23 protein-coding genes are annotated in these 19,850 nt (G+C 64.5%); 22 read left to right on the forward strand and 1 reads right to left on the reverse strand.

From position 1 onward, the window contains the following. Nucleotides 1-41 precede the first annotated feature (41 nt). From wecB to mreB, 17 genes are all read left to right on the forward strand, one after another. The gene (gene wecB, locus NUV99_05285; protein MCR4419534.1) at nt 42-1,196 is read left to right on the forward strand and encodes a UDP-N-acetylglucosamine 2-epimerase (non-hydrolyzing); all 1,155 of its coding nucleotides are present in this window, start codon (nt 42-44) and stop codon (nt 1,194-1,196) included. Nucleotides 1,197-1,247: 51 nt separating this feature from the next. Next, entirely contained in the window at nt 1,248-1,520 is a 273-nt protein-coding gene (locus NUV99_05290) for an AtpZ/AtpI family protein (GenBank protein MCR4419535.1), read from the forward strand. Further along, a complete protein-coding gene (locus tag NUV99_05295) occupies nt 1,495-1,908 on the forward strand; it encodes a hypothetical protein (GenBank protein ID MCR4419536.1) in 414 nt (137 codons plus the stop codon). The genes NUV99_05290 and NUV99_05295 overlap by 26 nt, the downstream gene beginning before the upstream one ends. A 25-nt stretch (nt 1,909-1,933) precedes the next feature. Next, nucleotides 1,934-2,626: a F0F1 ATP synthase subunit A gene (gene atpB / locus NUV99_05300; GenBank protein MCR4419537.1), complete on the forward strand. Its 693-nt coding sequence runs from the start codon at nt 1,934-1,936 to the stop codon at nt 2,624-2,626. Nucleotides 2,627-2,725: 99 nt separating this feature from the next. Continuing rightward, nucleotides 2,726-2,959, forward strand: coding sequence for an ATP synthase F0 subunit C (gene atpE / locus NUV99_05305; protein MCR4419538.1), 234 nt, complete (start codon nt 2,726-2,728; stop codon nt 2,957-2,959). A gap of 99 nt (nt 2,960-3,058) precedes the next feature. Then, complete coding sequence (gene atpF, locus NUV99_05310; protein ID MCR4419539.1) at nt 3,059-3,565, forward strand: F0F1 ATP synthase subunit B; 507 nt, start codon at nt 3,059-3,061, stop codon at nt 3,563-3,565. Then, nucleotides 3,562-4,134 (forward strand): ATP synthase F1 subunit delta, encoded by a 573-nt coding sequence (gene atpH, locus NUV99_05315; protein ID MCR4419540.1) that lies wholly within the window; start codon nt 3,562-3,564, stop codon nt 4,132-4,134. The genes atpF and atpH overlap by 4 nt, the downstream gene beginning before the upstream one ends. Beyond that, the gene (gene atpA, locus NUV99_05320) at nt 4,131-5,648 is read left to right on the forward strand and encodes a F0F1 ATP synthase subunit alpha (GenBank protein MCR4419541.1); all 1,518 of its coding nucleotides are present in this window, start codon (nt 4,131-4,133) and stop codon (nt 5,646-5,648) included. Before atpH ends, atpA begins: the two co-directional genes overlap by 4 nt. Nucleotides 5,649-5,669: 21 nt before the next feature. Continuing rightward, nucleotides 5,670-6,524 carry an ATP synthase F1 subunit gamma gene (gene atpG, locus NUV99_05325; GenBank protein ID MCR4419542.1) on the forward strand — a complete coding sequence of 285 codons (855 nt, stop codon included), beginning with the start codon at nt 5,670-5,672 and terminating at the stop codon, nt 6,522-6,524. 25 nt (nt 6,525-6,549) lie between these two features. Then, nucleotides 6,550-7,980 (forward strand): F0F1 ATP synthase subunit beta, encoded by a 1,431-nt coding sequence (atpD, locus tag NUV99_05330; GenBank protein MCR4419543.1) that lies wholly within the window; start codon nt 6,550-6,552, stop codon nt 7,978-7,980. Nucleotides 7,981-7,998: 18 nt separating this feature from the next. Next, nucleotides 7,999-8,406: a F0F1 ATP synthase subunit epsilon gene (locus tag NUV99_05335; protein ID MCR4419544.1), complete on the forward strand. Its 408-nt coding sequence runs from the start codon at nt 7,999-8,001 to the stop codon at nt 8,404-8,406. Between the two features lie 64 nt (nt 8,407-8,470). Continuing rightward, nucleotides 8,471-9,193 (forward strand): YwmB family TATA-box binding protein, encoded by a 723-nt coding sequence (locus NUV99_05340; protein ID MCR4419545.1) that lies wholly within the window; start codon nt 8,471-8,473, stop codon nt 9,191-9,193. 95 nt (nt 9,194-9,288) lie between these two features. After that, on the forward strand, nt 9,289-10,566 hold the full coding sequence (gene murA, locus NUV99_05345) for a UDP-N-acetylglucosamine 1-carboxyvinyltransferase (GenBank protein MCR4419546.1): 1,278 nt from the start codon (nt 9,289-9,291) through the stop codon (nt 10,564-10,566). Nucleotides 10,567-10,606: 40 nt separating this feature from the next. Further along, entirely contained in the window at nt 10,607-11,569 is a 963-nt protein-coding gene (gene spoIID, locus NUV99_05350; GenBank protein ID MCR4419547.1) for a stage II sporulation protein D, read from the forward strand. A 54-nt stretch (nt 11,570-11,623) separates the two neighbouring features. Next, entirely contained in the window at nt 11,624-12,385 is a 762-nt protein-coding gene (locus NUV99_05355; GenBank protein MCR4419548.1) for a peptidoglycan DD-metalloendopeptidase family protein, read from the forward strand. A gap of 122 nt (nt 12,386-12,507) precedes the next feature. Beyond that, nucleotides 12,508-12,780, forward strand: a complete 273-nt coding sequence (gene spoIIID, locus NUV99_05360) for a sporulation transcriptional regulator SpoIIID (GenBank protein ID MCR4419549.1) — start codon at nt 12,508-12,510, stop codon at nt 12,778-12,780. Nucleotides 12,781-12,837: 57 nt separating this feature from the next. Then, nucleotides 12,838-13,860 (forward strand): rod shape-determining protein MreB, encoded by a 1,023-nt coding sequence (gene mreB / locus NUV99_05365; GenBank protein ID MCR4419550.1) that lies wholly within the window; start codon nt 12,838-12,840, stop codon nt 13,858-13,860. Nucleotides 13,861-13,942: 82 nt separating this feature from the next. On the opposite strand, the gene NUV99_05370 is transcribed toward mreB, so the two are convergent. Continuing rightward, the gene (locus tag NUV99_05370; protein MCR4419551.1) at nt 13,943-14,086 is read right to left on the reverse strand and encodes a hypothetical protein; all 144 of its coding nucleotides are present in this window, start codon (nt 14,084-14,086) and stop codon (nt 13,943-13,945) included. Between the two features lie 264 nt (nt 14,087-14,350). Between NUV99_05370 and argC the strand changes: the two genes are divergently transcribed. From argC to argF, 5 genes are read left to right on the forward strand one after another with little or no spacing between them, the layout of a single operon-like run. Next, entirely contained in the window at nt 14,351-15,397 is a 1,047-nt protein-coding gene (argC, locus tag NUV99_05375) for an N-acetyl-gamma-glutamyl-phosphate reductase (protein MCR4419552.1), read from the forward strand. Between the two features lie 15 nt (nt 15,398-15,412). Further along, nucleotides 15,413-16,654, forward strand: coding sequence for a bifunctional glutamate N-acetyltransferase/amino-acid acetyltransferase ArgJ (gene argJ / locus NUV99_05380; protein ID MCR4419553.1), 1,242 nt, complete (start codon nt 15,413-15,415; stop codon nt 16,652-16,654). Between the two features lie 43 nt (nt 16,655-16,697). Continuing rightward, nucleotides 16,698-17,585 carry an acetylglutamate kinase gene (gene argB / locus NUV99_05385; GenBank protein ID MCR4419554.1) on the forward strand — a complete coding sequence of 296 codons (888 nt, stop codon included), beginning with the start codon at nt 16,698-16,700 and terminating at the stop codon, nt 17,583-17,585. A gap of 17 nt (nt 17,586-17,602) precedes the next feature. Then, nucleotides 17,603-18,859, forward strand: coding sequence for an acetylornithine transaminase (locus NUV99_05390; GenBank protein MCR4419555.1), 1,257 nt, complete (start codon nt 17,603-17,605; stop codon nt 18,857-18,859). Beyond that, nucleotides 18,838-19,821 (forward strand): ornithine carbamoyltransferase, encoded by a 984-nt coding sequence (gene argF, locus NUV99_05395; GenBank protein ID MCR4419556.1) that lies wholly within the window; start codon nt 18,838-18,840, stop codon nt 19,819-19,821. Before NUV99_05390 ends, argF begins: the two co-directional genes overlap by 22 nt. The last annotated feature ends 29 nt before the right edge of the window (nt 19,822-19,850 follow it).

A 19,850-nucleotide genomic window follows, 5' to 3' on the forward strand; every position in this document is an offset into this window, starting at 1 on the left:
TCATACTCTGCGTTTTCGGTACGCGGCCGGAGGCGATAAAGATGGCCCCGGTGGTACGCGAGCTTACCGGCGAGCACTCTCCCTTCGAGTGCCGGGTGGCGGTCAGCGCCCAGCACCGGGAAATGCTGGACCAGGTGCTGGAGCTGTTCGCCATCCGTCCGGACTTCGATCTGAACCTCATGGAAGAAGGTCAGACCCTCGCCGACATTACGGTAAGGGTATTGCAGGGCCTGATAGAGGTGTATGCTGCCGTCCGGCCCGACCTGGTGCTGGTGCACGGGGACACCACCACCACCTTCGCCGGGGCGCTGGCGGCCTTTTACTGCCAGGTCCCGGTGGGGCACGTGGAGGCGGGCCTGCGCACCTACCGGAAGTATGCCCCCTTTCCGGAGGAAATGAACCGTCATCTTACGGCCGTGCTCTCCGATCTTCATTTTGCACCCACCGCCACTGCGGCGGACAATCTCCGGCGGGAAGGAGTGCCGGAAGAACGCATTTTCGTAACCGGCAATACGGTGATCGATGCCCTGTTGAGCACGGTGCGGCCGGATTTTCGTTTTTCCGACCCGGCGTTGGCCGGGGTTGACTTCCGGCATCCGGTAATACTGCTCACCACCCACCGCCGGGAGAACTGGGGCCAGCCTATGCGCCGCATATTCCGGGCCCTCAAGGCGGTCCTGCAGCGTCATCCGGAAGCAACCGTAGTCTTTCCGGTGCACCGGAATCCGGAGATCCGGCGGCTGGTGAGCGAGGAGCTGGCGGGACAGCCCCGTATCGTCACCTGCGAGCCCCTGGACTATGCTGCCTTGGTCAACCTTATGGCCCGCGCCTACCTGGTGTTAACCGACTCCGGCGGACTGCAGGAAGAAGCCCCTTCGCTGGGCAAGCCGGTGCTGGTCTTGCGTGAGGCTACCGAGCGGCCGGAAGCCCTGGCTGCGGGAACGGCGGTGCTGGTAGGCACGGACGAGGATCGGGTTGCCGCGGAACTTGCCCGGCTGCTGGAAGACTGGGCGGCTTACCGAAAGATGGCCAATGCGGTTAACCCCTACGGCGACGGGCGGGCGGCGGTGCGGGTTCGCCAGGCCCTGGAGTTCTTCTTCGGACTGCGCCAACAACCTCCTTTGCCCTTTGTGGCCGGGGAGGGCCAGAAAAAAATCCGGAGGCTGGGAAGGATATTGCGGGTCGGCGAAGAATAATAGGAGGGGTGTTTGACCGGGGACATCAAGGGCCCCGCACGCAGGTGAAGGATGCAGGAGCGGCAGGACAAGAATCCGTGGGTCGCGTTCGGCAGGTACGCCAGTTTGGGCTTCTCGTTCGGCATAACCATGACCGTCACGGTCTTTTTGGGCTTCTTCGGCGGCCGGTGGCTTGACCGGCATGTGGGAACCGAGCCGGTGTTCATGATCGTAGGTATGCTGCTGGGGGCAGCCCTGGCGTTCAAGAACCTGATCGACGAACTCAGCACCCTTGCGGCCAAAGAAGGCAAGAAGAAGAATGGAACCGACCAAAACCCCGGCTAGTTCGGAGCCGGTCTCGGAGAGCTGGCGGCGGTTGTTTTCCTGGAACAGGTTTGTGTGGATGCTGGTCATAGGTTTGGGCCTGGGGGTGGGGGCCTGGTTTTTGGGATACCGGGAGATCGGTTCCGGTATCCTGTCGGGCTTGCCTCTGGGCCTGTTTAATTATTATCTGGCCTGCCGGGCGGTAGGCTATCTGGGTGCGGAAAAGGGAGCCCGGCGTTTCGGGGCCATCATGCTGGTGCGCTGGGCGCTGGTCCTGATCGCCCTGGTCCTGGCCCTACGAGCCGGTGTGTGGTACTTGCTGGGAGTTGCCGTGGGAGTGGAGGTACAGATGCTGGCACAGTTGGGGGAAGCAAGGGCACTCTTGTCGCGACCGCGGTGGCGGAGGTAACATTCCTGCAGGGGGAGGTGATACCATGGGCGGCAGAATGGAACAGCTGGCAACGATCATGGAGCACCTGAAACCACATGTGGTATTCTATCTGGGTCCGGTGCCGGTAACCACCACGGTGGTTACGACGTGGGTCATCATGGTCCTGCTGGTGCTGATTGCCCTGCTTACCACCCGGAGGATGCAGCTGCTTCCCCGCGGGTGGCAGCACCTACCGGAGGTGGCCGTAGAGTTCATAAACGGTTATCTGGAAAGCTTTATGGGAAGGCGGGGCCGCAAGTATCTACCCTTCGTAGGCACCCTCTTTATCCTGATCCTCTTCCTGAATCTCTCCTGGCTTATTCCCGGGGTAAAGCCCCCCACCATGGATCTGAGCACCACGCTGGCCTTCGCGGTTACCACCATTATCGCCGTGCAGCTGCTGGGCATTAAGGAAATAGGGATCAGGCGCTACTTGCACACCTACGTATCCCACGGCATATTACTAGCCCCCTTAAACCTCCTCGAGGAACTGGTTAAGGTCATATCCCTGTCCTTGCGTCTTTTCGGCAATATGTTCGCCGAAGATACCATTGTGCTGATCCTGTTCATACTGGTGCCGCTGGTGGTGCCGGCGGTAATGCAACTCCTGGGTGTGCTGTTCGGCTTTATCCAGGCCTTTATCTTTGCCGTTCTCACCATGAGTTACCTGGCCACCCGTACTTCTTCCGAGCACTAGGGGGCCGGGAGCCCAACAAGGCAGGTTGAACCTTTGCTTCCCACCGGAAGTAAGGTTTTGCCGAGGTCAACGCGGGCCGAAAGGAGGGAAACGATTAGCATGGAAGGTTTAGCTCTGGTGGGCATTGGTGCAGGCCTCGCTATCGGCCTGGCGGCCATGGGTTCGGGTATTGGCCAGGGCGTAGCTACCCGGGGAGCCATGGAGGGTATAGCCCGGCAGCCTGAGGTGGCCGGCGAGATCCGCACTACTCTCCTAATCGCCTTGGCGTTTATGGAGGCCTTGACCCTGTTTTCCTTCGTTATTGCCATCCTGCTGTGGACTAAGATCGTGTAAGGTAAGTGCTTTCCGGGAGGCCGTCCACCGGCCCGGAGCCCAAGGGCAGGCCGGTGGACGGCCACGGGGGACGGGCTTTACCCAAAGGGGGTTCCAGTGGTGGAAGCCATCATGGGGGCGCTCAACTTTAGCCCCTGGACCTTCATGTTTCAGGTAATCAACCTCTTGCTGGTTATAGCCGTACTCTACCTTATAGTCTATAAGCCGGTAACTAAGATGGTGGAGACCCGGGAGCAGCGCATCCAGAATGCCTTGGAGGGTGCGGCCAAGGCGCAGGCCGAAGCCGAGACCACCCTGGCCGAGTACCGGGCCCAATTGGAGAGCGCGCGCCAGGAAGCTCAGGAAATGGTGAGCCGGGCGGCCAAGACGGCCGAGGAGATGCGCGAAGAAGCGGTACGCAACGCCCGGCTGGAGGCGGAGAAGATACTGACCCGGGCCAGGGAAGAGATACAGGCGGAAACCGCGCGGGCGGTGGCGGAGCTTCGCGAGCAGGCGGCCACCCTGGCGGTCCTGGCCGCCGGTCGGGTCCTGGAGCGGGAGCTCCGGCGGGAAGACCACGAGCGCCTGGTGCGTGAGTTCATTCAGGAAGTGGGAGAGCTGCAGTGAGCGAGACCAGAGTCGCCAAGCGCTACGCCCAGGCTCTTTTTGAGCTGGTCAAGGAAAAAAATCGGGTCGAAGAAGTGGCCCGGGACCTCGAAGGCGTTGCGGGCTTGTTCCGCGAGGTCCGGGAACTGGCCGCGTGGCTTAAGCACCAAGGAATACCGGCCGAGGAAAAGAAGTCCCTGTTCCGGCGGATACTCGCCGATCGCGTCAGTCCTATAACCCTGAACTTCGTCCTCCTGCTGTGCGACCGCAAGCGGGAGGGGTGCCTCGAGTCGATCTGCGAGCAATTCCGGTCCCTGGCCCTGGAGGACGCCGGGCTGGTGGAAGGAGAGGTGCGTTCCGCGCTTCCCCTGGGACCGGAGCAGGTTAAGGCTCTGGAGGAACGGTTTTCCGAGATCACCGGGCGCAGAGTACGCCTGAAGGCCAAAGCCGAGCCTCAGCTAATCGGCGGCCTGGTGGTTAAGATCGGCGACCGGGTCTGGGACGGCAGCCTGGCCCAGCGCCTGCGCAGCCTCAAGGAGCATTTGGCTGGGACGAGTCTTGAGCAGTTAAGGGGGGATAAGGCCGGATGAGCCTGCGTCCTGACGAAATAAGCGCTCTGCTCAAGCAGCAGATCGAAAGCTACCAAGCACAGACCACCACCAGCGAGGTGGGAATCGTCCTCCAGGTGGGCGACGGCATCGCCCGGGTGTACGGCCTGGAGCGGGCCATGCAGGGAGAGCTGCTGGAGTTCCCGGGCGGCGTCTTCGGCATGGTTCTGAACCTGGAGGAGGACAATATCGGCTGCGTGCTTCTGGGCCCCTACAGCCACATCAAAGAAGGGGACGAGGTCCGCAGCACCGGCCGCATCGCCGAGGTGCCGGTGGGTGAGGCCCTGATCGGCCGGGTGGTCAGCCCAGTAGGAGAGCCCCTAGACGGAAAGGGCAAAATCCTCACCGACCGGTTCCGTCCGGTAGAGTTTAAGGCTCCGGGGGTAATCTACCGCCGGCCGGTCAACCGGCCCCTGCAAACCGGGATAAAGGCGGTAGATTCCATGATTCCCATCGGCCGGGGCCAGCGGGAGCTGATCATCGGAGACCGCCAGACCGGAAAGACCGCCCTGGTGGTGGACACCATCATAAACCAGAAGGACCAAGATGTAATCTGCATCTACGTAGCCATCGGCCAGAAAGCCTCGACCGTGGCGGGCATTATCAACAAACTCGAAGAAACCGGGGCTATGGACTACACCATCATCGTTTCGGCCACCGCCAGCGACCCGGCGCCGCTGTTGTACCTGGCTCCCTACGCCGGCTGCGCCATGGGCGAGTACTTGATGTACGAAAAACACCAGGACGTTCTGGTGGTGTACGACGACCTGTCCAAGCACGCCGCTGCCTACCGCGAGCTGTCGCTGTTGCTCCGGCGTCCGCCCGGTCGCGAGGCCTTCCCGGGAGACATCTTTTACCTCCACTCCCGGCTTCTGGAGCGGGCCGTCTGTCTGAGTGAGCAATTGGGCGGAGGCACCCTGACCGCCATCCCCATCATCGAGACTCAGGCCGGCGACGTTTCCGCCTACATTCCTACCAACGTGATTTCCATCACCGACGGGCAGATTTATCTGGAGCCCGATCTCTTCTACGCGGGCATTCGTCCGGCCATCAACGTGGGCATATCGGTTTCCCGGGTGGGCGGAAACGCCCAGATCAGGGCCATGCGCCAGGTGGCCGGCCGGCTGCGCCTGGACCTGGCCCAATACCGGGAATTGGCGGCATTCGCCCAGTTCGGGTCCGAGCTGGACAAGGTAACCCAGGCCCGCCTGGCCCGTGGGGAGCGCATGACCGAGTTGCTGAAGCAGGGTCAGTATGAGCCCATGCCCGTGGAGGAGCAGGTGGCGGTCATATATGCCGGGGTAAACGGCTTCCTGGACGACCTGCCCGTGGAGGCCGTGGGCCGGTTCGAGAAGGAGTTCCTCTCCTTCCTGCGGGCCAACTACCCGGACGTTCTGCGCCGCATCAAGGAGGAGAAGGAGATCAAGCCGGAAGTGGCCCAGCGGCTGGAGCAGGCCATCGGGCAGTTCAAAGAAGCCTTTAAACAAGCTGCCTAGGGGCCCGGGGAGGTAGAGGCTATGCCTACCATGCGGGAAATCCGCCGCCGGATCCGCAGTATCCGTAACACCCAGCAGATCACCCGGGCCATGCAGATGGTGGCCGCGGCCAAGCTGCGTAAGGTGCAGGACCGGGTAGTGGCCTCCCGCCCGTTTGCGGCCAAGCTGCGCGAGGTTCTGGAGCGGCTGGTGGCCAATCTGCCTCCGGAGGTGCAGCATCCTCTCCTGGAGGAAAGGCCCCAGCGGCGCTGGGCCTATCTGGTGGTCACCGGGGACCGGGGGCTGTGCGGCGGCTACAACGCCAACCTGCTCCGTCTGGCGGAGCACACCGCCCGGGTGGCGCCGGCCGAGGAGATATTGTGGCTGCCGGTAGGTCGCAAGGGGCGGGATTACCTGCGGCGGCGCCACTACACCATACTGAAGGAATACCTGGATATAGGCGATGATCCGGTATTTCCCCAGGGACGGGAACTGGCCCGGGACCTTATCGATCTCTTTCTTTCCGGGGCTTTTGACCGGCTCTACGTGGTCTACAGCCAGTTCATCTCCCCGATTCGGCAGGTGCCGCAGGTGGTGCCCTTGCTTCCGGTACTGCGTCCGGGAAAGGAAGGGCGGGGCCGGGAGTACCTGTTCGAACCGCCTCCGGCGAGGCTTTTCGCCGACCTCCTGCCCCGCTATCTGGAGATACAGGTTTACCAGATGCTCCTGGAGGCCAAGGCCGGGGAGTTCGGCGCCCGCATGACCGCCATGGAGGCGGCGACCGATAACGCGGAGGATATGATCAAGCGCCTGACGCTTTCCTTCAACAAGGCCCGCCAGGCGGCCATTACCAAGGAACTCGCGGATATTGTCGGCACGGCTCGCGCCTTTGAGTAAAGCGGCAGAGGAGGGAAGAGGGACGGTGGGAAAGGGAAGGGTAGTGCAAATAATCGGCCCGGTAGTGGACGTGCAGTTTCCCAAGGGGCAACTGCCCGACATATACAACGCCGTGGTGATCGATAACGAGCAGCAGCCGCCTGAGGTAAGGAGCCCCATCTTCAAGCGGGTGGTCATGGAGGCCATGCAGCACCTGGGCAACGACACTGTGCGCTGCGTGGCCCTGGACTCCACCGACGGGCTGATCCGGGGCATGATCGCCGAGGATACCGGCGCGCCCATCAGGGTGCCGGTGGGCCGCGGCACCCTGGGCCGGCTCCTGAACGTGCTGGGAGAGCCCATCGACGAGCAGGGTCCCATTGAGGCCACGGAGTATTTGCCCATTCACCGGCCGGCGCCCGCCCTGGAGGAGCAGCGGCCGGTGCCGGAGGTGCTGGAAACGGGGATTAAGGTGGTAGACCTCTTGGCCCCCTATCCGAAGGGCGGAAAGGTCGGGCTCTTCGGCGGCGCCGGCGTGGGGAAAACGGTACTGCTGATGGAGCTGATCCGCAACGTGGGGTACGAGCACGGGGGCTTCTCGGTCTTCGCCGGCGTAGGGGAGCGCACCCGCGAGGGCAACGACCTGTGGCTGGAGATGAAGGAGTCGGGGGTTATCGAGCGCACGGCCCTGGTGTTCGGGCAGATGAACGAGCCCCCGGGGGCGCGGCTCAGGGTGGGACTGACCGGCCTGACCCTGGCGGAGTACTTCCGGGATACCGAGGGCCAGGACGTGTTGCTCTTCATTGATAACATCTTCCGTTTCGTGCAGGCGGGCTCGGAGGTGTCCGCCCTTCTCGGCCGCATGCCCTCGGCGGTAGGATACCAGCCTACCCTGGCCACCGAGATGGGCGAGTTGCAGGAGCGCATCACCTCCACCCGGCAGGGATCGGTTACCTCGGTACAGGCCATTTACGTCCCCGCCGACGACCTCACCGACCCCGCCCCGGCCACCACCTTTGCCCACCTGGATGCCACCACGGTGCTTTCCCGCCAGATTGTCGAGCTGGGTATTTATCCGGCGGTGGACCCGCTGGACTCCACCTCCCGGATCCTGGACCCGCGGGTGGTAGGAGAGGAGCATTACCAGGTGGCCCGGGGCGTGCAGCAGGTGCTGCAGCGCTACAAGGAGTTGCAGGACATTATCGCCATCCTGGGCATGGAGGAACTCTCGGAGGAAGACAAGCTCCTGGTAGCCCGGGCCCGCAAGATCCAGCGGTTCCTGTCGCAGCCCTTCCACGTGGCCGAGGCCTTTACCGGCACCAAGGGGGTTTACGTGCCCCTTAAGGAAACCATCCGCGGCTTCAAGGAAATCCTGGAGGGCAGGCACGACGACCTGCCGGAAGAAGCCTTCTACATGGTGGGCACCATAGATGAGGCCGTCGAGAAGGGCCGCAAGCTGCTCGAAGCGGCGGCCTAGGCCGGGGAGGCGGCGGCGGTGGACAAGCAGATACAATTAGAAATCATCACCCCCGAGCGGGTAGTCCTTCGGGAGCCGGTAGAGGCGCTAATGGTACCGGGTACCGAGGGCTACCTGGGAGTCCTCCCTGGCCACACCCCGCTGGTAACCGGACTGGTTCCGGGGGTAATGCGCTACCGGCAGGCCGGGGAGACCTTCCGCCTGGCGGTGAGCGGAGGGTTCATGGAAGTGGCTGATAACCGAGCCATCGTCCTGGCGGATGCCGCCGAGCGACCGGAGGAGATCGACGTGGCCCGCGCCCAGCGGGCCAAGGAAAGGGCGATGAAGCGGCTCAAAGAAAGGCCCGCGGGACTGGACGTGGCCCGGGCGGAAATGGCCCTGCGCCGGGCCCTGGCCCGGTTGAAGGCCGCCCAAGAGGTCCACTAAAAGTAACCAATGGGAACCAGCAGGTATAGCCAAGCCCGGTTCTGGCAAATATTAGTGCCAGGCGATGGTGCTTGGGCAATACTCAAAAGCCCTGGCGGCGTCGGCCTTCCTAGCCGGCGCCTTCGTTCTTTTGGCCCTCTCTCCGGCCGGGGAGGGAATTCGCAGGACCGGAGACGAGCTGGTATGGTGGGCGCTGGAGCAGGCCGGGGCCGTGCCGCTCAGGGCAGAATTGGAAGCCCAGTTCCTGTTTAGGCGCGGGGCCGGCCAGAGTTTTGAAGCCCTGGTAAGAGCGCTTGGCGCTTCCGGCGCGGGAGAGTCGGCCGGAGCCGACGACAGGGCGACCGGATGGCAGATATGGCGCCGCCCTTTGGTGTTAGGGGAACCCCCGGGGCCTTCTCCGGAGCAGGGTGGGGAACAGGGGCTTCTCGTCCTGCGATGGTCGGAGGAGGGACGGGCCCGGCCGCAGGAGCAGGAGCGGCTGCTGGCCGCCTGGTCGGCACAGGGGCGTATTTACCGTCTGTACAGGGCTCAGATTGGGACCCCTCTGGAGGGAGCGTCCCTGGGATGGAGGGCGCGACGGTTGGTGAGGCTGCTGGGAGGGCGGGGCGTGGAGAGTCTCTCGCAGCCCGGCCTGGTAGTTATCAGCGGTTACAGTCCCTTCCTGGGCCCCGGTCGCAGGGAGGCTACGGGCAGAGAACTGAACTTCCAGGTGGCCCTCCGGGTGAACCGAACCGAGGGCCGTACCCTGGTTTTCGTGGGGGTGCCGCTCCTCGTTGGCAGTTTTTAGGCCTGCTGCTATCATTTGCCGGGCGGGATGGGAAGGAAAATCGCCCGGCACCAGCGAAAGGATGCTCTGGACAGGTTCTGGAGAGGGGTGGGGCCTTGGAGGACTTACGGCTACGCGGAGGCAGGCCTCTGTTCGGTTCGGTGCGTATCAGTGGGGCGAAGAACGCCGTTCTGCCCATTATGGCCGCCAGCCTGCTCACGGGCGACACCTGCCACCTGCAGGAGGTGCCTCGCCTCTTAGATGTAGCTACCTGCTTCTACCTGCTGCGAAGCCTGGGTACCGAGGCAACCTGGTCGGGTCGGGAGATGACCCTGCGTACTCCGCGCCTGACGGCCGTGGAGGCACCTTACGAGTTCGTCCGTCGTATGCGGGCTTCGTTTCTGGTGTTCGGCCCTCTGTTGGCCCGGGTCGGCCGGGCGGAGGTATCCCTTCCCGGCGGCTGTGCCATCGGCAGCCGTCCGGTGGACCAGCACCTCAAGGGATTTGCCGCATTGGGTGCCGGCATTGAGATGTCGCACGGACTGGTGAGGGCCAGGGCCCGGCGGCTGCAAGGAGCCCGCATTTATCTCGACGTACCCAGCGTTGGAGCCACCGAAAACCTGATGATGGCCGCCACCCTGGCCCGTGGCACCACGATCATCGAAAATGCCGCCTGCGAGCCCGAAGTGGTGGATCTGGCCAACTTTCTCAATGCCATGGGGGCCCGGGTAAGCGGTGCCGGCACCCGGACGGTACGAATAGAAGGGGTAACGGAACTGCACGGGGCCCGGCACACGGTAATACCGGATCGCATTGAGGCCGGGACTTTCCTGGCTGCAGTCCTGGCGGTCGGAGGCAGGGTAAAGCTGGAGAACGTAATCAGCGGGCACCTGAGTGCGGTGCTGGCCAAGTTCGGGGAAGTGGGAGCGACCATTGCCGACCAGGAGGGTTCGCTATGGATAGAGCGAGACCCGCAGGCGGCTCTGAGGGCTACGGACGTTCGCGCCCTGCCTTATCCCGGGTTTCCCACCGATCTTCAGCCCCAGATGGCCGCCGTGCTCACCCAAGCCCGCGGTATGAGCCTGGTAACCGACCTGGTATTCGACAGCCGGTTCACCTATGTAGAGGAGCTTCAGCGGTTGGGAGCCAACATTCGCACCGAAGGCCGCAGCGCCGTGATCGAGGGCCCCACTGCCCTGACCGGGGCTCAGGTCAGAGCCCACGACCTGCGGGCCGGCGCCGCCCTGGTCATCGCCGGGCTGGCCGCCAGCGGCGAAACCGAGATAACCGGCACGGAGCACCTGGACCGCGGCTACGAGGAATTGGTAGACAAACTGGCGGCCCTGGGGGCGCAGGTCTTCCGGGGCCGGCTCAAGAGCGAGGCTCTGGTCTAGTCCTTGTCCTCCGGGCATAGACTCTAGCGGAGGGACAAGGATGCCCAGGTATCTTATTTGGTGGCTGGCCCTGCTACTGGCTGCCGTGGTTTTGCTTCCCCTGGCCGTAATATCGCTGCTGTCCGGCGTGGGAGGGCCGCGTATTACCACCGACCGGGCCGTTCGGGTCTACATTCCTGCCACCGGCTCGGTTGAGGTCTTACCCCTGGAGGCCTATCTGGTAGGTGCGGTGGCGGCGGAAATGCCCGCCCGTTTCGCGCCCGAAGCCCTGAAGGCCCAGGCGGTGGCGGCCCGGACCTACGCCGCCCGGCGCCTGGTGCTCGGGCGCCTGGGGAAAGGGAGCCACCCCCAGGCCGACGTCTGTAACGACCCCCAGCACTGCCAGGGGTGGTTAAGCGAAGCGGAGATGCGGCGCCGCTGGGGCCTGTTGGGATACTGGTTTTTCCGGCGCAAGGTGCAGGCGGCGGTGGCCGCCACCCGGGGACTGGTCCTCACCTATCAGGGCGAGCTTATCGACCCGCTTTACCATTCCGCCAGCGGCGGGCGTACCGAGGACGCAAAGGAGGTCTGGGGCCGTTCCGTTCCCTACCTGCGCAGCCGGCCTTCGCCCTGGGAAGAAGAATCGCCTTACAATGACAGCGTTACCGTGCTGTCGATCTCCGACGTGATGGACCGCCTGGGCCTGGAAGGCTCGGGCAACGATCTCGGCCTGCGGGTGGTAGCCTATACCGCCAGCGGGAGGGTCAAGTCGGTGCTGGCAGGAGGGCGAATCCTTACCGGGGGGCAGTTCCGGCAGTTGCTCGGCCTCAACTCTACCTACGTGCGCTGGGAAAAGAAAGAAGCGAATCTGGTATTCCGTACCCGGGGATACGGCCACGGTGTGGGCATGTCCCAGTACGGCGCCCAGGGTCTGGCCCGTCGGGGGAAATCCTACCGAGAAATCCTCTCCTATTATTATCCGGGAACCGAGTTGGTTTCTTTGAACGATGTGCCCGTACGTTAACCCTACCCGGTTATTCAAGCCAATAATTGGTAAGAATAATACCGGGGTGATGATATGTTGCGGGGAGTCATTAACCCGAGAGCGATGACCGCGGTCTGGCTGCGGACGTTCAAACAGTGGTCCTGGCAGCGGATCGCCGCCGCCGCCCTCCTGGCCGCCGTCGGCACCGGAATTACGTGGATGCTGGTGGCCGGGTATCAATTCGGTCCCCGGGTGACGGTACAATCACCGGCTCGGGTAGGCCATCTGCCCGAGCCGCAGCCCTCCGAGGTCCTGGCCGGATCCGCTACCGCGCCGACACCGGAGGAGGCGGTCCAGGAGCCGCCCGCTTCCTCCTCGGCACCCACCGGTGCCGGTGCTGCCGCTTCTTCGCCGGAGGAAAAATCCGCGGCGCCGGGAAGGGCTGCCCCGGCGGACCTCTCCCGGGTGATACGGCCGGTGGAAGGAGAGGTGGCCCGCGGTTACGGGTACGGGCTGGCGGACGCCTACCGGGACTACCGGTTCCATCCCGGCGTCGACCTCGCCGCCCCGTCCGGGAGCCCGGTGAGGGCGGTGGCCCGGGGCGAGGTGAAGGAGGTAGCATACGACGCCGAGCACCGCTGGCAGGTAGTGCTGAGCCACGGCAACGGGTGGGAGACCGTTTACCTCGAACTCGACCGGGTCGAGGACTTGTCGGCCGGGCAGCCGGTGCCGCCGGGATCGGTCCTGGGCTACCTGGGCGAGCCCGGAACCGGAGCCGAGACTACCGAACCACACCTGCATTTCGAGGTCCGCTATCGGGGAGAGGCACGGAATCCCCTGGAGTTCCTGCGGTAGGTCATCGATTCGTATCGGCCGGGACCCGGCCGCCCTTGCCGGCTGCGGCGAGGGCGGCTGGTCTTTTTCCCGGGGCCTCCTCATATAAGTGAGTAGCGAAATGACTTGAAGGAGGCCCCCCAATGCAGGAGCACATCCGCCATCGGGTGCTGCAAATAGCCAATTATGTGGTAGCCTCCACGGCGACGGTGCGACAGGCGGCCGGGGTGTACGGGGTGAGCAAGAGCACGGTGCACAAGGACATGACCGAAAGGCTGCCCCAGATCGACGAGGAGTTGGCCGGACAGGTCCGGCGCATCCTGGACCTGAACAAGGCCGAGCGGCATATTCGCGGAGGCGAGGCTACCCGCAAGAAATATCGGGGCACCCTGAATCCGGCGCAGGATTTGCGGTAATTTTTCCCGAATCAGTATTCAACCTCTAAGTCTTCTGCCGCCCGGGAGGTGGGTGCCGTGTGGGGTTGGGGGACCGACATCGGAGTGGACCTGGGTACGGCGAGTATCCTGATTTACCTTCGGGGAAAGGGAATTGTGCTGCGCGAGCCTTCGGTGGTGGCCCTGGAGCGCGATACTCAACGGCTGATAGCCGTAGGTGAAGAGGCCCGGCGGATGCTCGGTCGCACGCCGGACTACATTGCCACGGTGCGGCCGCTTCGAGAAGGGGTGATAGCCGACTACGAGATTACGCAGAGGATGCTGCGTCACCTGCTGAAGAAGGTTGGGGGCTTTCACCTTTTTTTCCGACCTCGCCTGATGGTCTGCGTCCCTTCGGGAATTACCAATGTGGAGGAACGCGCGGTGAAGCAGGCCGCGCTCCAGGCGGGTGCCAAGGAGGCCTACCTGATCGAGGAACCCCTGGCCGCCGCCCTGGGAGTGGGTCTGGACATTTCCCGACCGGAAGGAAGCATGGTGGTGGATATCGGGGGAGGCACCACCGACATAGCGGTGCTCTCCCTGGGCGGCATCGTCTACAGCCGTTCCCTGCGCGTGGGTGGGGACAAGTTCGACGCTGCCATCGTCCAGTACATACGCCGGCGCCACAATCTCCTGATCGGGGAGCAGACGGCCGAAGAGGTAAAGATTGAGGTGGGCACGGTATACCCGGGCGTGCGGGATGCCGCCGCTACCATAAGAGGTCGGGACCTGGTAACCGGGCTGCCCAAGACGGTGGAGATAACCTCCGCCGAGTTGCGGGAGGCCATGCGCGAGCCCACGGAGGCGGTGATTTCCGCCATCAAGGAAGTGCTGGAGCAGACCCCTCCGGAGCTGGCGGCGGACATCGTGGACCGGGGGATCGTTATGACCGGCGGCGGCTCGCTGTTGCACGGTTTGGACCTGTTGCTGCAGGAGGAAACCGGGCTGCCGGTACACCTGGCCGATGACCCCATCTCCTCCGTGGCCCTGGGGGCGGGAAAGGCCCTGACCATGCTGGGCGTCCTCCGGGCCAACCATGCCGTTTCCGGAGGCCAGTACTGACCCGGCAAGGCCGAGCGTCCTGTCGCCTCGGGGCAACCGCCTTCCCGCCCGGGCAATCACGGAGGGCCGCATCCCGTTCAGCCTAGAGGTATCCCAACTGCCGGTCTATATCCAGTATGGCGCTGAGGATGCGGCCGCGCTCTTCGGCGGGAGCGCCCAGGTAGCGATCTACCAGGGTTTCGCGCTCCCGATGCAGCAGGCTGTTCTCCGCAGTTACGGAGGTCACGCCTACGTCTCCTCCTGTTTCCGGTACTCACGATATCAATTATTCCGCCCTTTGCGGCGGGGTATTCCCCTTAACCGGGTTACCGGTGACGGATCTCCCTTTCGTCCCGGCCCGGTCCCCCCTCGTACCGGTCGCTTCGCCGACCGAACAGCCTTGCGCTTCGGGCTCCGGCGGGCACACCGCTCAAGAACCCGAGGATTAATTGGTTGCATGGCTATGCTCCGAAGTGTATAATTATGCTAAACGGCAGCAGGGAGGACGGGCATGAGCAACAGGATCAGCGTCGCCGTTGCCGGGGCCACGGGTTACGCCGGCATAGAGCTGGTACGGTGGCTGCAGCAGCACCCGAAGGTCCGGGTAGGTGTGGTCAGTTCGCAGAGTTACGTCGGCCGGCCTCTATCCGAGGTTTATCCGCACCTGCTACCTTACACCGATCAGGTGTGCCGCGAGCAGGAGATAGAGTGTCTCTTGGAGGCAGAGGCGATTTTTCTCGCCCTTCCTGCCGGGCACGCCGGAGCGGTCGCCCAGGCGGCGGTGGCGGCGGGGCGGAAAGTAATCGACCTGGGAGCGGACCTGCGTTTGAAAGAAGCGGAGGCCTACCGGAGGTGGTACGGCCTGGAACCGCCCGCGGCCGAAGTGCTGGTGCAGGCGGTCTACGGCCTGCCCGAGATCAACCGGGAGCAGATAGCCTCGGCCTCGGTGGTGGCCAATCCGGGCTGTTATCCCACCGGCGCCCTCTTGGCCCTGGCACCGGTGGTCCGGGAAGGGTGGATAGAACCGGACAGCATCGTTATCGACGCCAAATCCGGGGTGACGGGCGCGGGAAGGAGCCTGAACCTGGCCACGCTTTACTGCGAGGTGAACGAGGGCCTGCACCCCTACCAGGTGGGCAACCACCGGCATACGCCGGAAATCGAGCAGGAACTGGCCCGGCTGGCCGGCGAAGAGATAAAGGTGACCTTCGTGCCGCACCTGGTGCCCATGAGCCGGGGTATCCTCAGTACCGTCTACGCCCGCCTCAAGCCCGGGATAAGTCTGGACCAGGTGCGCGCCCTGTACGCGGAGACCTACCGGGACGAGCCCTTTGTGCACCTGTTACCTCCCGGCACCTGGCCCCACACCAGGTGGGTGTACGGCAGCAACCACTGCTTTCTGGCCCTGGGAGAAGACTCCCGCACCGGCCGGTTGATTCTGGCCAGCGCCATCGATAACCTGGTGAAGGGCGCGGCCGGTCAGGCGATACAGAACCTAAACCTGATGTTCGGCTGGGAGGAAGGCACGGGGCTGGAAACACCTCCGCTATATCCCTAGAGAGGACGGATGAGCGTGGCCTGCGGAGAGGATTGGCACCTGGAGGAGTTCGACGGCGGTATTACCTCGGTTCCGGGGTTTTCCGCCGCCGGGATAGAGGCGGGGATCAAGAAGCGGGGCGGCAAGGATCTGGCGCTGGTCTACTCTCGCGTTGAGTGCGCAGCCGCAGGGGTATATACTACCAATCTGGTACAGGCTGCACCCGTGGTGCTGACCCGGGAACACCTGCGTTCCGGCCGGGCACAGGCCGTAGTGGCCAACAGCGGGGCGGCCAACGCCTGCACCGGAGAAGAAGGCATGGCCCAGGCCCGGCGGATGGCCGAGGTGACCGGCGAAGTATTGGGCCTGCCGCCGGAAAGGGTGGCGGTGGCTTCGACCGGCGTAATCGGGGTTCCCCTGCCCATGCCGGCAGTAGAGGCGGGGATAAGGAAGGCTGCCGCCGCGCTCTCCGACAGCCGCCAGGCCGGCCGGGACGCGGCCGAGGCCATTCTCACCACCGATACCCGACCCAAGGAGGCTGCGGTGCGGTTGGACCTGGGCGGCAAGGTAGTAACCGTGGCGGGAATGGCCAAGGGGGCGGGAATGATCCACCCGCAGATGGCTACCCTTCTGGCCTTCCTGGTGACCGATGCCCTCGTTGGCCCCGAGGCGTTGAGACGCCTTTTTACCCGCGCCGTGGACCGCACCTTCAACCAGATCACCGTGGACGGCGATACCAGCACCAACGATATGGCACTGATTCTGGCCAGCGGCACCGCCGGTCTTTCCGGTGTTGGCGAAGAGCGGCAACTGGGCGCCCTGGCCGCGGCGGTGGAGAGGGTATGCCTGCGGCTGGCCCGCGCCCTGGTAGCCGACGCCGAAGGAGCCACCAAGGTGATTACGGTGGAAGTGCGGGGGGCAGGGGACGAGGCGCAGGCCCGGCGCGCCGCGCGGGCGGTGGCCGGCTCTAACCTGGTGAAGGCGGCGGTGTTCGGCGCCGATGCCAATTGGGGCCGCATCCTTGCCGCCCTGGGGTACTCGGGGGCCGTCTTCGACCCGGCCCGGGCAAGCATTTGCCTGGAAGGAGAGGGCGAACGGGAGACGGTATGCGCCGGGGGCAGGGGACTGGCCTTCGACGAGGCTCGGGTGCAGCGCATCCTGCAAGAACCGGAGGTGCGCATCATTGCCGACCTCGGAGCGGGTGCGGCCTCGGCCGTAGCCTGGGGTTGCGATCTCACCTACGACTACGTGCGTATTAACGCCGCCTACCGCACCTGATCCATAGTTGCACCGAGAGGTAAGAGCGCAGAGGAGGACAGAGATGGGCTTAAGCGCGATAGAGAAGGCCGCCATTCTTATCGAGGCCCTGCCGTACATAAAGGAGTTCTACGGCAAGACCGTGGTGGTGAAGTACGGGGGCCACGCCATGCTTAACGGCGACCTCAAGCGGGCGGTCATGCAGGATCTGGTGCTTATGCGCTTCGTGGGCATGAACCCGGTCCTGGTCCACGGCGGGGGTCCGGAAATAACGCAGTTGCTGCAGCGCCTGGGCAAGAAATCGGAGTTCGTTCAGGGCCAGCGGGTCACCGACAGGGAGACCATGGAAGTGGTAGAAATGGTGCTGGGCAAGGTGAACAAGGATCTGGTGGCCCAGATCAACCAGCTGGGCGCAAAGGCGGTGGGCCTCTCCGGAAAGGACGGGGCCCTCATCCGGGCCCGGCGCAAACTCCTGCGCCGGACGGACACCGACGGCCGGGAGACCACCGTGGATTTGGGCTTCGTGGGCGAGGTGGAGAGCGTCAACCCCGGCATACTCAACACCATGATCGAGCACGGTTACCTGCCGGTAGTGGCTCCCATCGGGGTAGGTCCGGAAGGGGAGACGCTCAACATCAATGCCGATTACGTGGCCGGAAGCCTGGCCGCGGCCCTGCGCGCGGACAAACTGGTATTGCTGACCGACGTGGAAGGGGTATTTGCCAGCGCCGACGACCGCAGCACCCTGCTTTCCACGGTTACTGCCGGCGAGGTTCAGCAGCTGATAGACCGGGGGGCCATCGCCGGCGGCATGATTCCCAAGGTGGAATGCTGCCTGGCGGCCCTGGCGGGCGGAGTAGGCCGCGCCCACATCATCGACGGCCGTCTGCCCCACTCCATTCTTCTGGAAATCTTTACCCGCGAGGGGATCGGCACCATGGTGGTGCCCTGAGGGAAGGGTGGGTGAGAATGGGCAACAGCGAAATCAAAAGCCGGGGGGAGCGCTATCTGTTCAACTCCTACGCGCGGGCGGACATCGCCCTGGTGCAGGGACGCGGAGTGCGGGTATGGGATGCGGACGGCAGGGAGTATCTGGACTTTGTGGCCGGCATAGCGGTTAACGCCTTGGGGCACTGCCATCCGCGGCTGGTGGCCGCCATTGCCGAGCAGGCGGGAAAGCTCATTCACTGCTCTAATCTGTACTGGATCGAGCCCCAGGTACTCCTGGGTCAGGCCCTGGTGGAACTCACCGGCCTGGGCCGCGCCTTTTTCTGTAACAGCGGCACGGAGGCCAACGAGGCGGCCCTGAAGCTCGCCCGCAAGTACGCCTACGAAAAGGGCCAACCTAATCGCTACGAAATCATCGCCATGGAGCATTCCTTTCACGGCCGCACCATGGGTTCGCTGGCGGCCACCGCCCAGGACCGGTTCAAGGGCGGCTTCGAGCCCCTGGTGCCCGGGTTCAGGTACGTGCCCTTCAATGATCTGTCCGCCCTGCGCGAGGCCCTCAGCCCCGAGACCTGCGCCGTAATCCTGGAGCCCCTTCAGGGCGAGGGAGGCGTGTACGTGGCGGAGCCGGAATACCTGAAAGCCGTGGTTGGCCTGTGCCGGGAGCGGGACGTGCTGGTAATCTTCGACGAGGTGCAGTGCGGCATGGGCCGTACCGGCGCCTGGTTCGCCTACCAGCACTACGGGGTGCGGCCGGACATCCTGACCCTGGCCAAGGCCCTGGGCGGGGGAATGCCCATCGGCGCCATGCTGGCCCGGCAGGAGGTGGCCGAGGCCTTTCGGCCCGGCGACCACGGTTCCACCTTCGGGGGCAATCCTCTGGCCTGCGCCGCCGCCCTGGCCACGGTGCAGACCATTCGGGAAGAAGGCCTGGTGGAAAACGCCGCCCTTCAGGGCGCCTACCTCCGGCGCCGGCTGGAGGAACTGGCGGCCGAGTTCCCCTTTGTTCGCCAGGTTCGCGGTCTGGGTCTTCTGCTGGGTGTGGAGCTCAGCCTGCCCGGGCAGCCCGTCGTGCGGGCTTGCGAAAGCCGGGGGCTTCTGATAAACTGTGCTGCGGGCTCGGTACTGCGCCTGGTGCCGCCGCTGGTGGTGAGCCGTGGGGAAATCGACCGGGCGGTAGAAATCCTGCGGGAGGTGTTCTCCGAGGTGGAAGCGGGGAAGCTGCCCGGGGACGGGCGGCAAGGAGAGGATAAGCCATGCAGTCGCGCCGGGGGCTGAATCTGCCCGAATACCTCGATCTTCCCGAGGCCCAAGCCCTGCGGGGGCGGGACTTCCTCTGTGTGCGCGACCTCACCGAGGCCGAACTCCGGCTGGTCTTCAGGGTGGCCGAAGATCTGAAGGCCCGTCAGAAGGCCGGTCACCCCCACCCCTGGCTGGCGGGCAAGAGCCTGGGCCTGGTCTTTCAGAAGGCTTCCACCCGGACTCGGGTCTCCTTCGAAGTGGGCATGTACCAGCTGGGCGGCCAGTCCCTCTTCCTCGGCGCCCGGGACCTGCAGCTGGGCCGAGGCGAAACCATAGCCGATACGGCACGGGTGCTTTCCCGCTATCTGGACGGAATCATGATCCGCACCTACGCCCAGGAGGAAGTAGAGGAACTGGCGCGCTACGCTTCCGTACCGGTGATCAACGGTCTGACCGATCTGCTTCACCCCTGTCAGGCCCTGGCCGATCTGTTCACCGTCCGCGAGCGGCGGGGGGAACTGGCCGGCCTTAAGCTCGCCTATGTAGGCGACGGCAACAACGTGGCCCATTCCCTGCTGCTGGCGGGGGCCAAGTTCGGCATGGAGGTGCGGGTGGCCTCTCCACCCGGCTATGCCCCCCGGGCCGACCTGGTGGCCGAGGCCGGGCGATTGGCCGAGGCAACGGGCGGCCGCATCCTTATAACCGAAGATCCGCGGGCCGCCGCCCAAGGGGCGGACGTGCTGTATACCGACGTCTGGGCCAGCATGGGGCAGGAGGCCGAGGCCGAGGAGCGGCGCCGGCTGTTCTTCCCTTACCAGCTCAACCGGGAGCTGGTGGCCGGGGCGGCCCAGGAGGTACTGGTTATGCACTGCCTGCCCGCCCACCGGGGAGAGGAAATAACCGACGAAGTTCTGGATGGCCCCCACTCGGTGGTGTGGGACCAGGCGGAGAACCGCCTGCACGTGCAGAAGGCCTTGCTGCTGCTCTTGCTCCGCTAGCCCGGCCATACGGCAAACGAGACCGTGGC

The sequence above is a fragment of the Clostridia bacterium genome (genome assembly GCA_024653205.1).
Classification (GTDB): Bacteria; Bacillota; DSM-521; order Neomoorellales; family SLTJ01; genus JANLFO01.

What these genes read in the sequence shown, in the direction of transcription:
- wecB (MCR4419534.1), top strand. Translation starts at nt 42, where the DNA reads ATGGCCCCGGTGGTACGCGAGCTTACCGGCGAGCACTCTCCCTTCGAG.
- NUV99_05290 (MCR4419535.1), top strand. Translation starts at nt 1,248, where the DNA reads ATGCAGGAGCGGCAGGACAAGAATCCGTGGGTCGCGTTCGGCAGGTAC.
- NUV99_05295 (MCR4419536.1), top strand. Translation starts at nt 1,495, where the DNA reads ATGGAACCGACCAAAACCCCGGCTAGTTCGGAGCCGGTCTCGGAGAGC.
- atpB (MCR4419537.1), top strand. Translation starts at nt 1,934, where the DNA reads ATGGGCGGCAGAATGGAACAGCTGGCAACGATCATGGAGCACCTGAAA.
- atpE (MCR4419538.1), top strand. Translation starts at nt 2,726, where the DNA reads ATGGAAGGTTTAGCTCTGGTGGGCATTGGTGCAGGCCTCGCTATCGGC.
- atpA (MCR4419541.1), top strand. Translation starts at nt 4,131, where the DNA reads ATGAGCCTGCGTCCTGACGAAATAAGCGCTCTGCTCAAGCAGCAGATC.
- atpG (MCR4419542.1), top strand. Translation starts at nt 5,670, where the DNA reads ATGCCTACCATGCGGGAAATCCGCCGCCGGATCCGCAGTATCCGTAAC.
- NUV99_05340 (MCR4419545.1), top strand. Translation starts at nt 8,471, where the DNA reads ATGGTGCTTGGGCAATACTCAAAAGCCCTGGCGGCGTCGGCCTTCCTA.
- spoIID (MCR4419547.1), top strand. Translation starts at nt 10,607, where the DNA reads ATGCCCAGGTATCTTATTTGGTGGCTGGCCCTGCTACTGGCTGCCGTG.
- NUV99_05355 (MCR4419548.1), top strand. Translation starts at nt 11,624, where the DNA reads ATGTTGCGGGGAGTCATTAACCCGAGAGCGATGACCGCGGTCTGGCTG.
- spoIIID (MCR4419549.1), top strand. Translation starts at nt 12,508, where the DNA reads ATGCAGGAGCACATCCGCCATCGGGTGCTGCAAATAGCCAATTATGTG.
- argC (MCR4419552.1), top strand. Translation starts at nt 14,351, where the DNA reads ATGAGCAACAGGATCAGCGTCGCCGTTGCCGGGGCCACGGGTTACGCC.
- argB (MCR4419554.1), top strand. Translation starts at nt 16,698, where the DNA reads ATGGGCTTAAGCGCGATAGAGAAGGCCGCCATTCTTATCGAGGCCCTG.
- NUV99_05390 (MCR4419555.1), top strand. Translation starts at nt 17,603, where the DNA reads ATGGGCAACAGCGAAATCAAAAGCCGGGGGGAGCGCTATCTGTTCAAC.
- argF (MCR4419556.1), top strand. Translation starts at nt 18,838, where the DNA reads ATGCAGTCGCGCCGGGGGCTGAATCTGCCCGAATACCTCGATCTTCCC.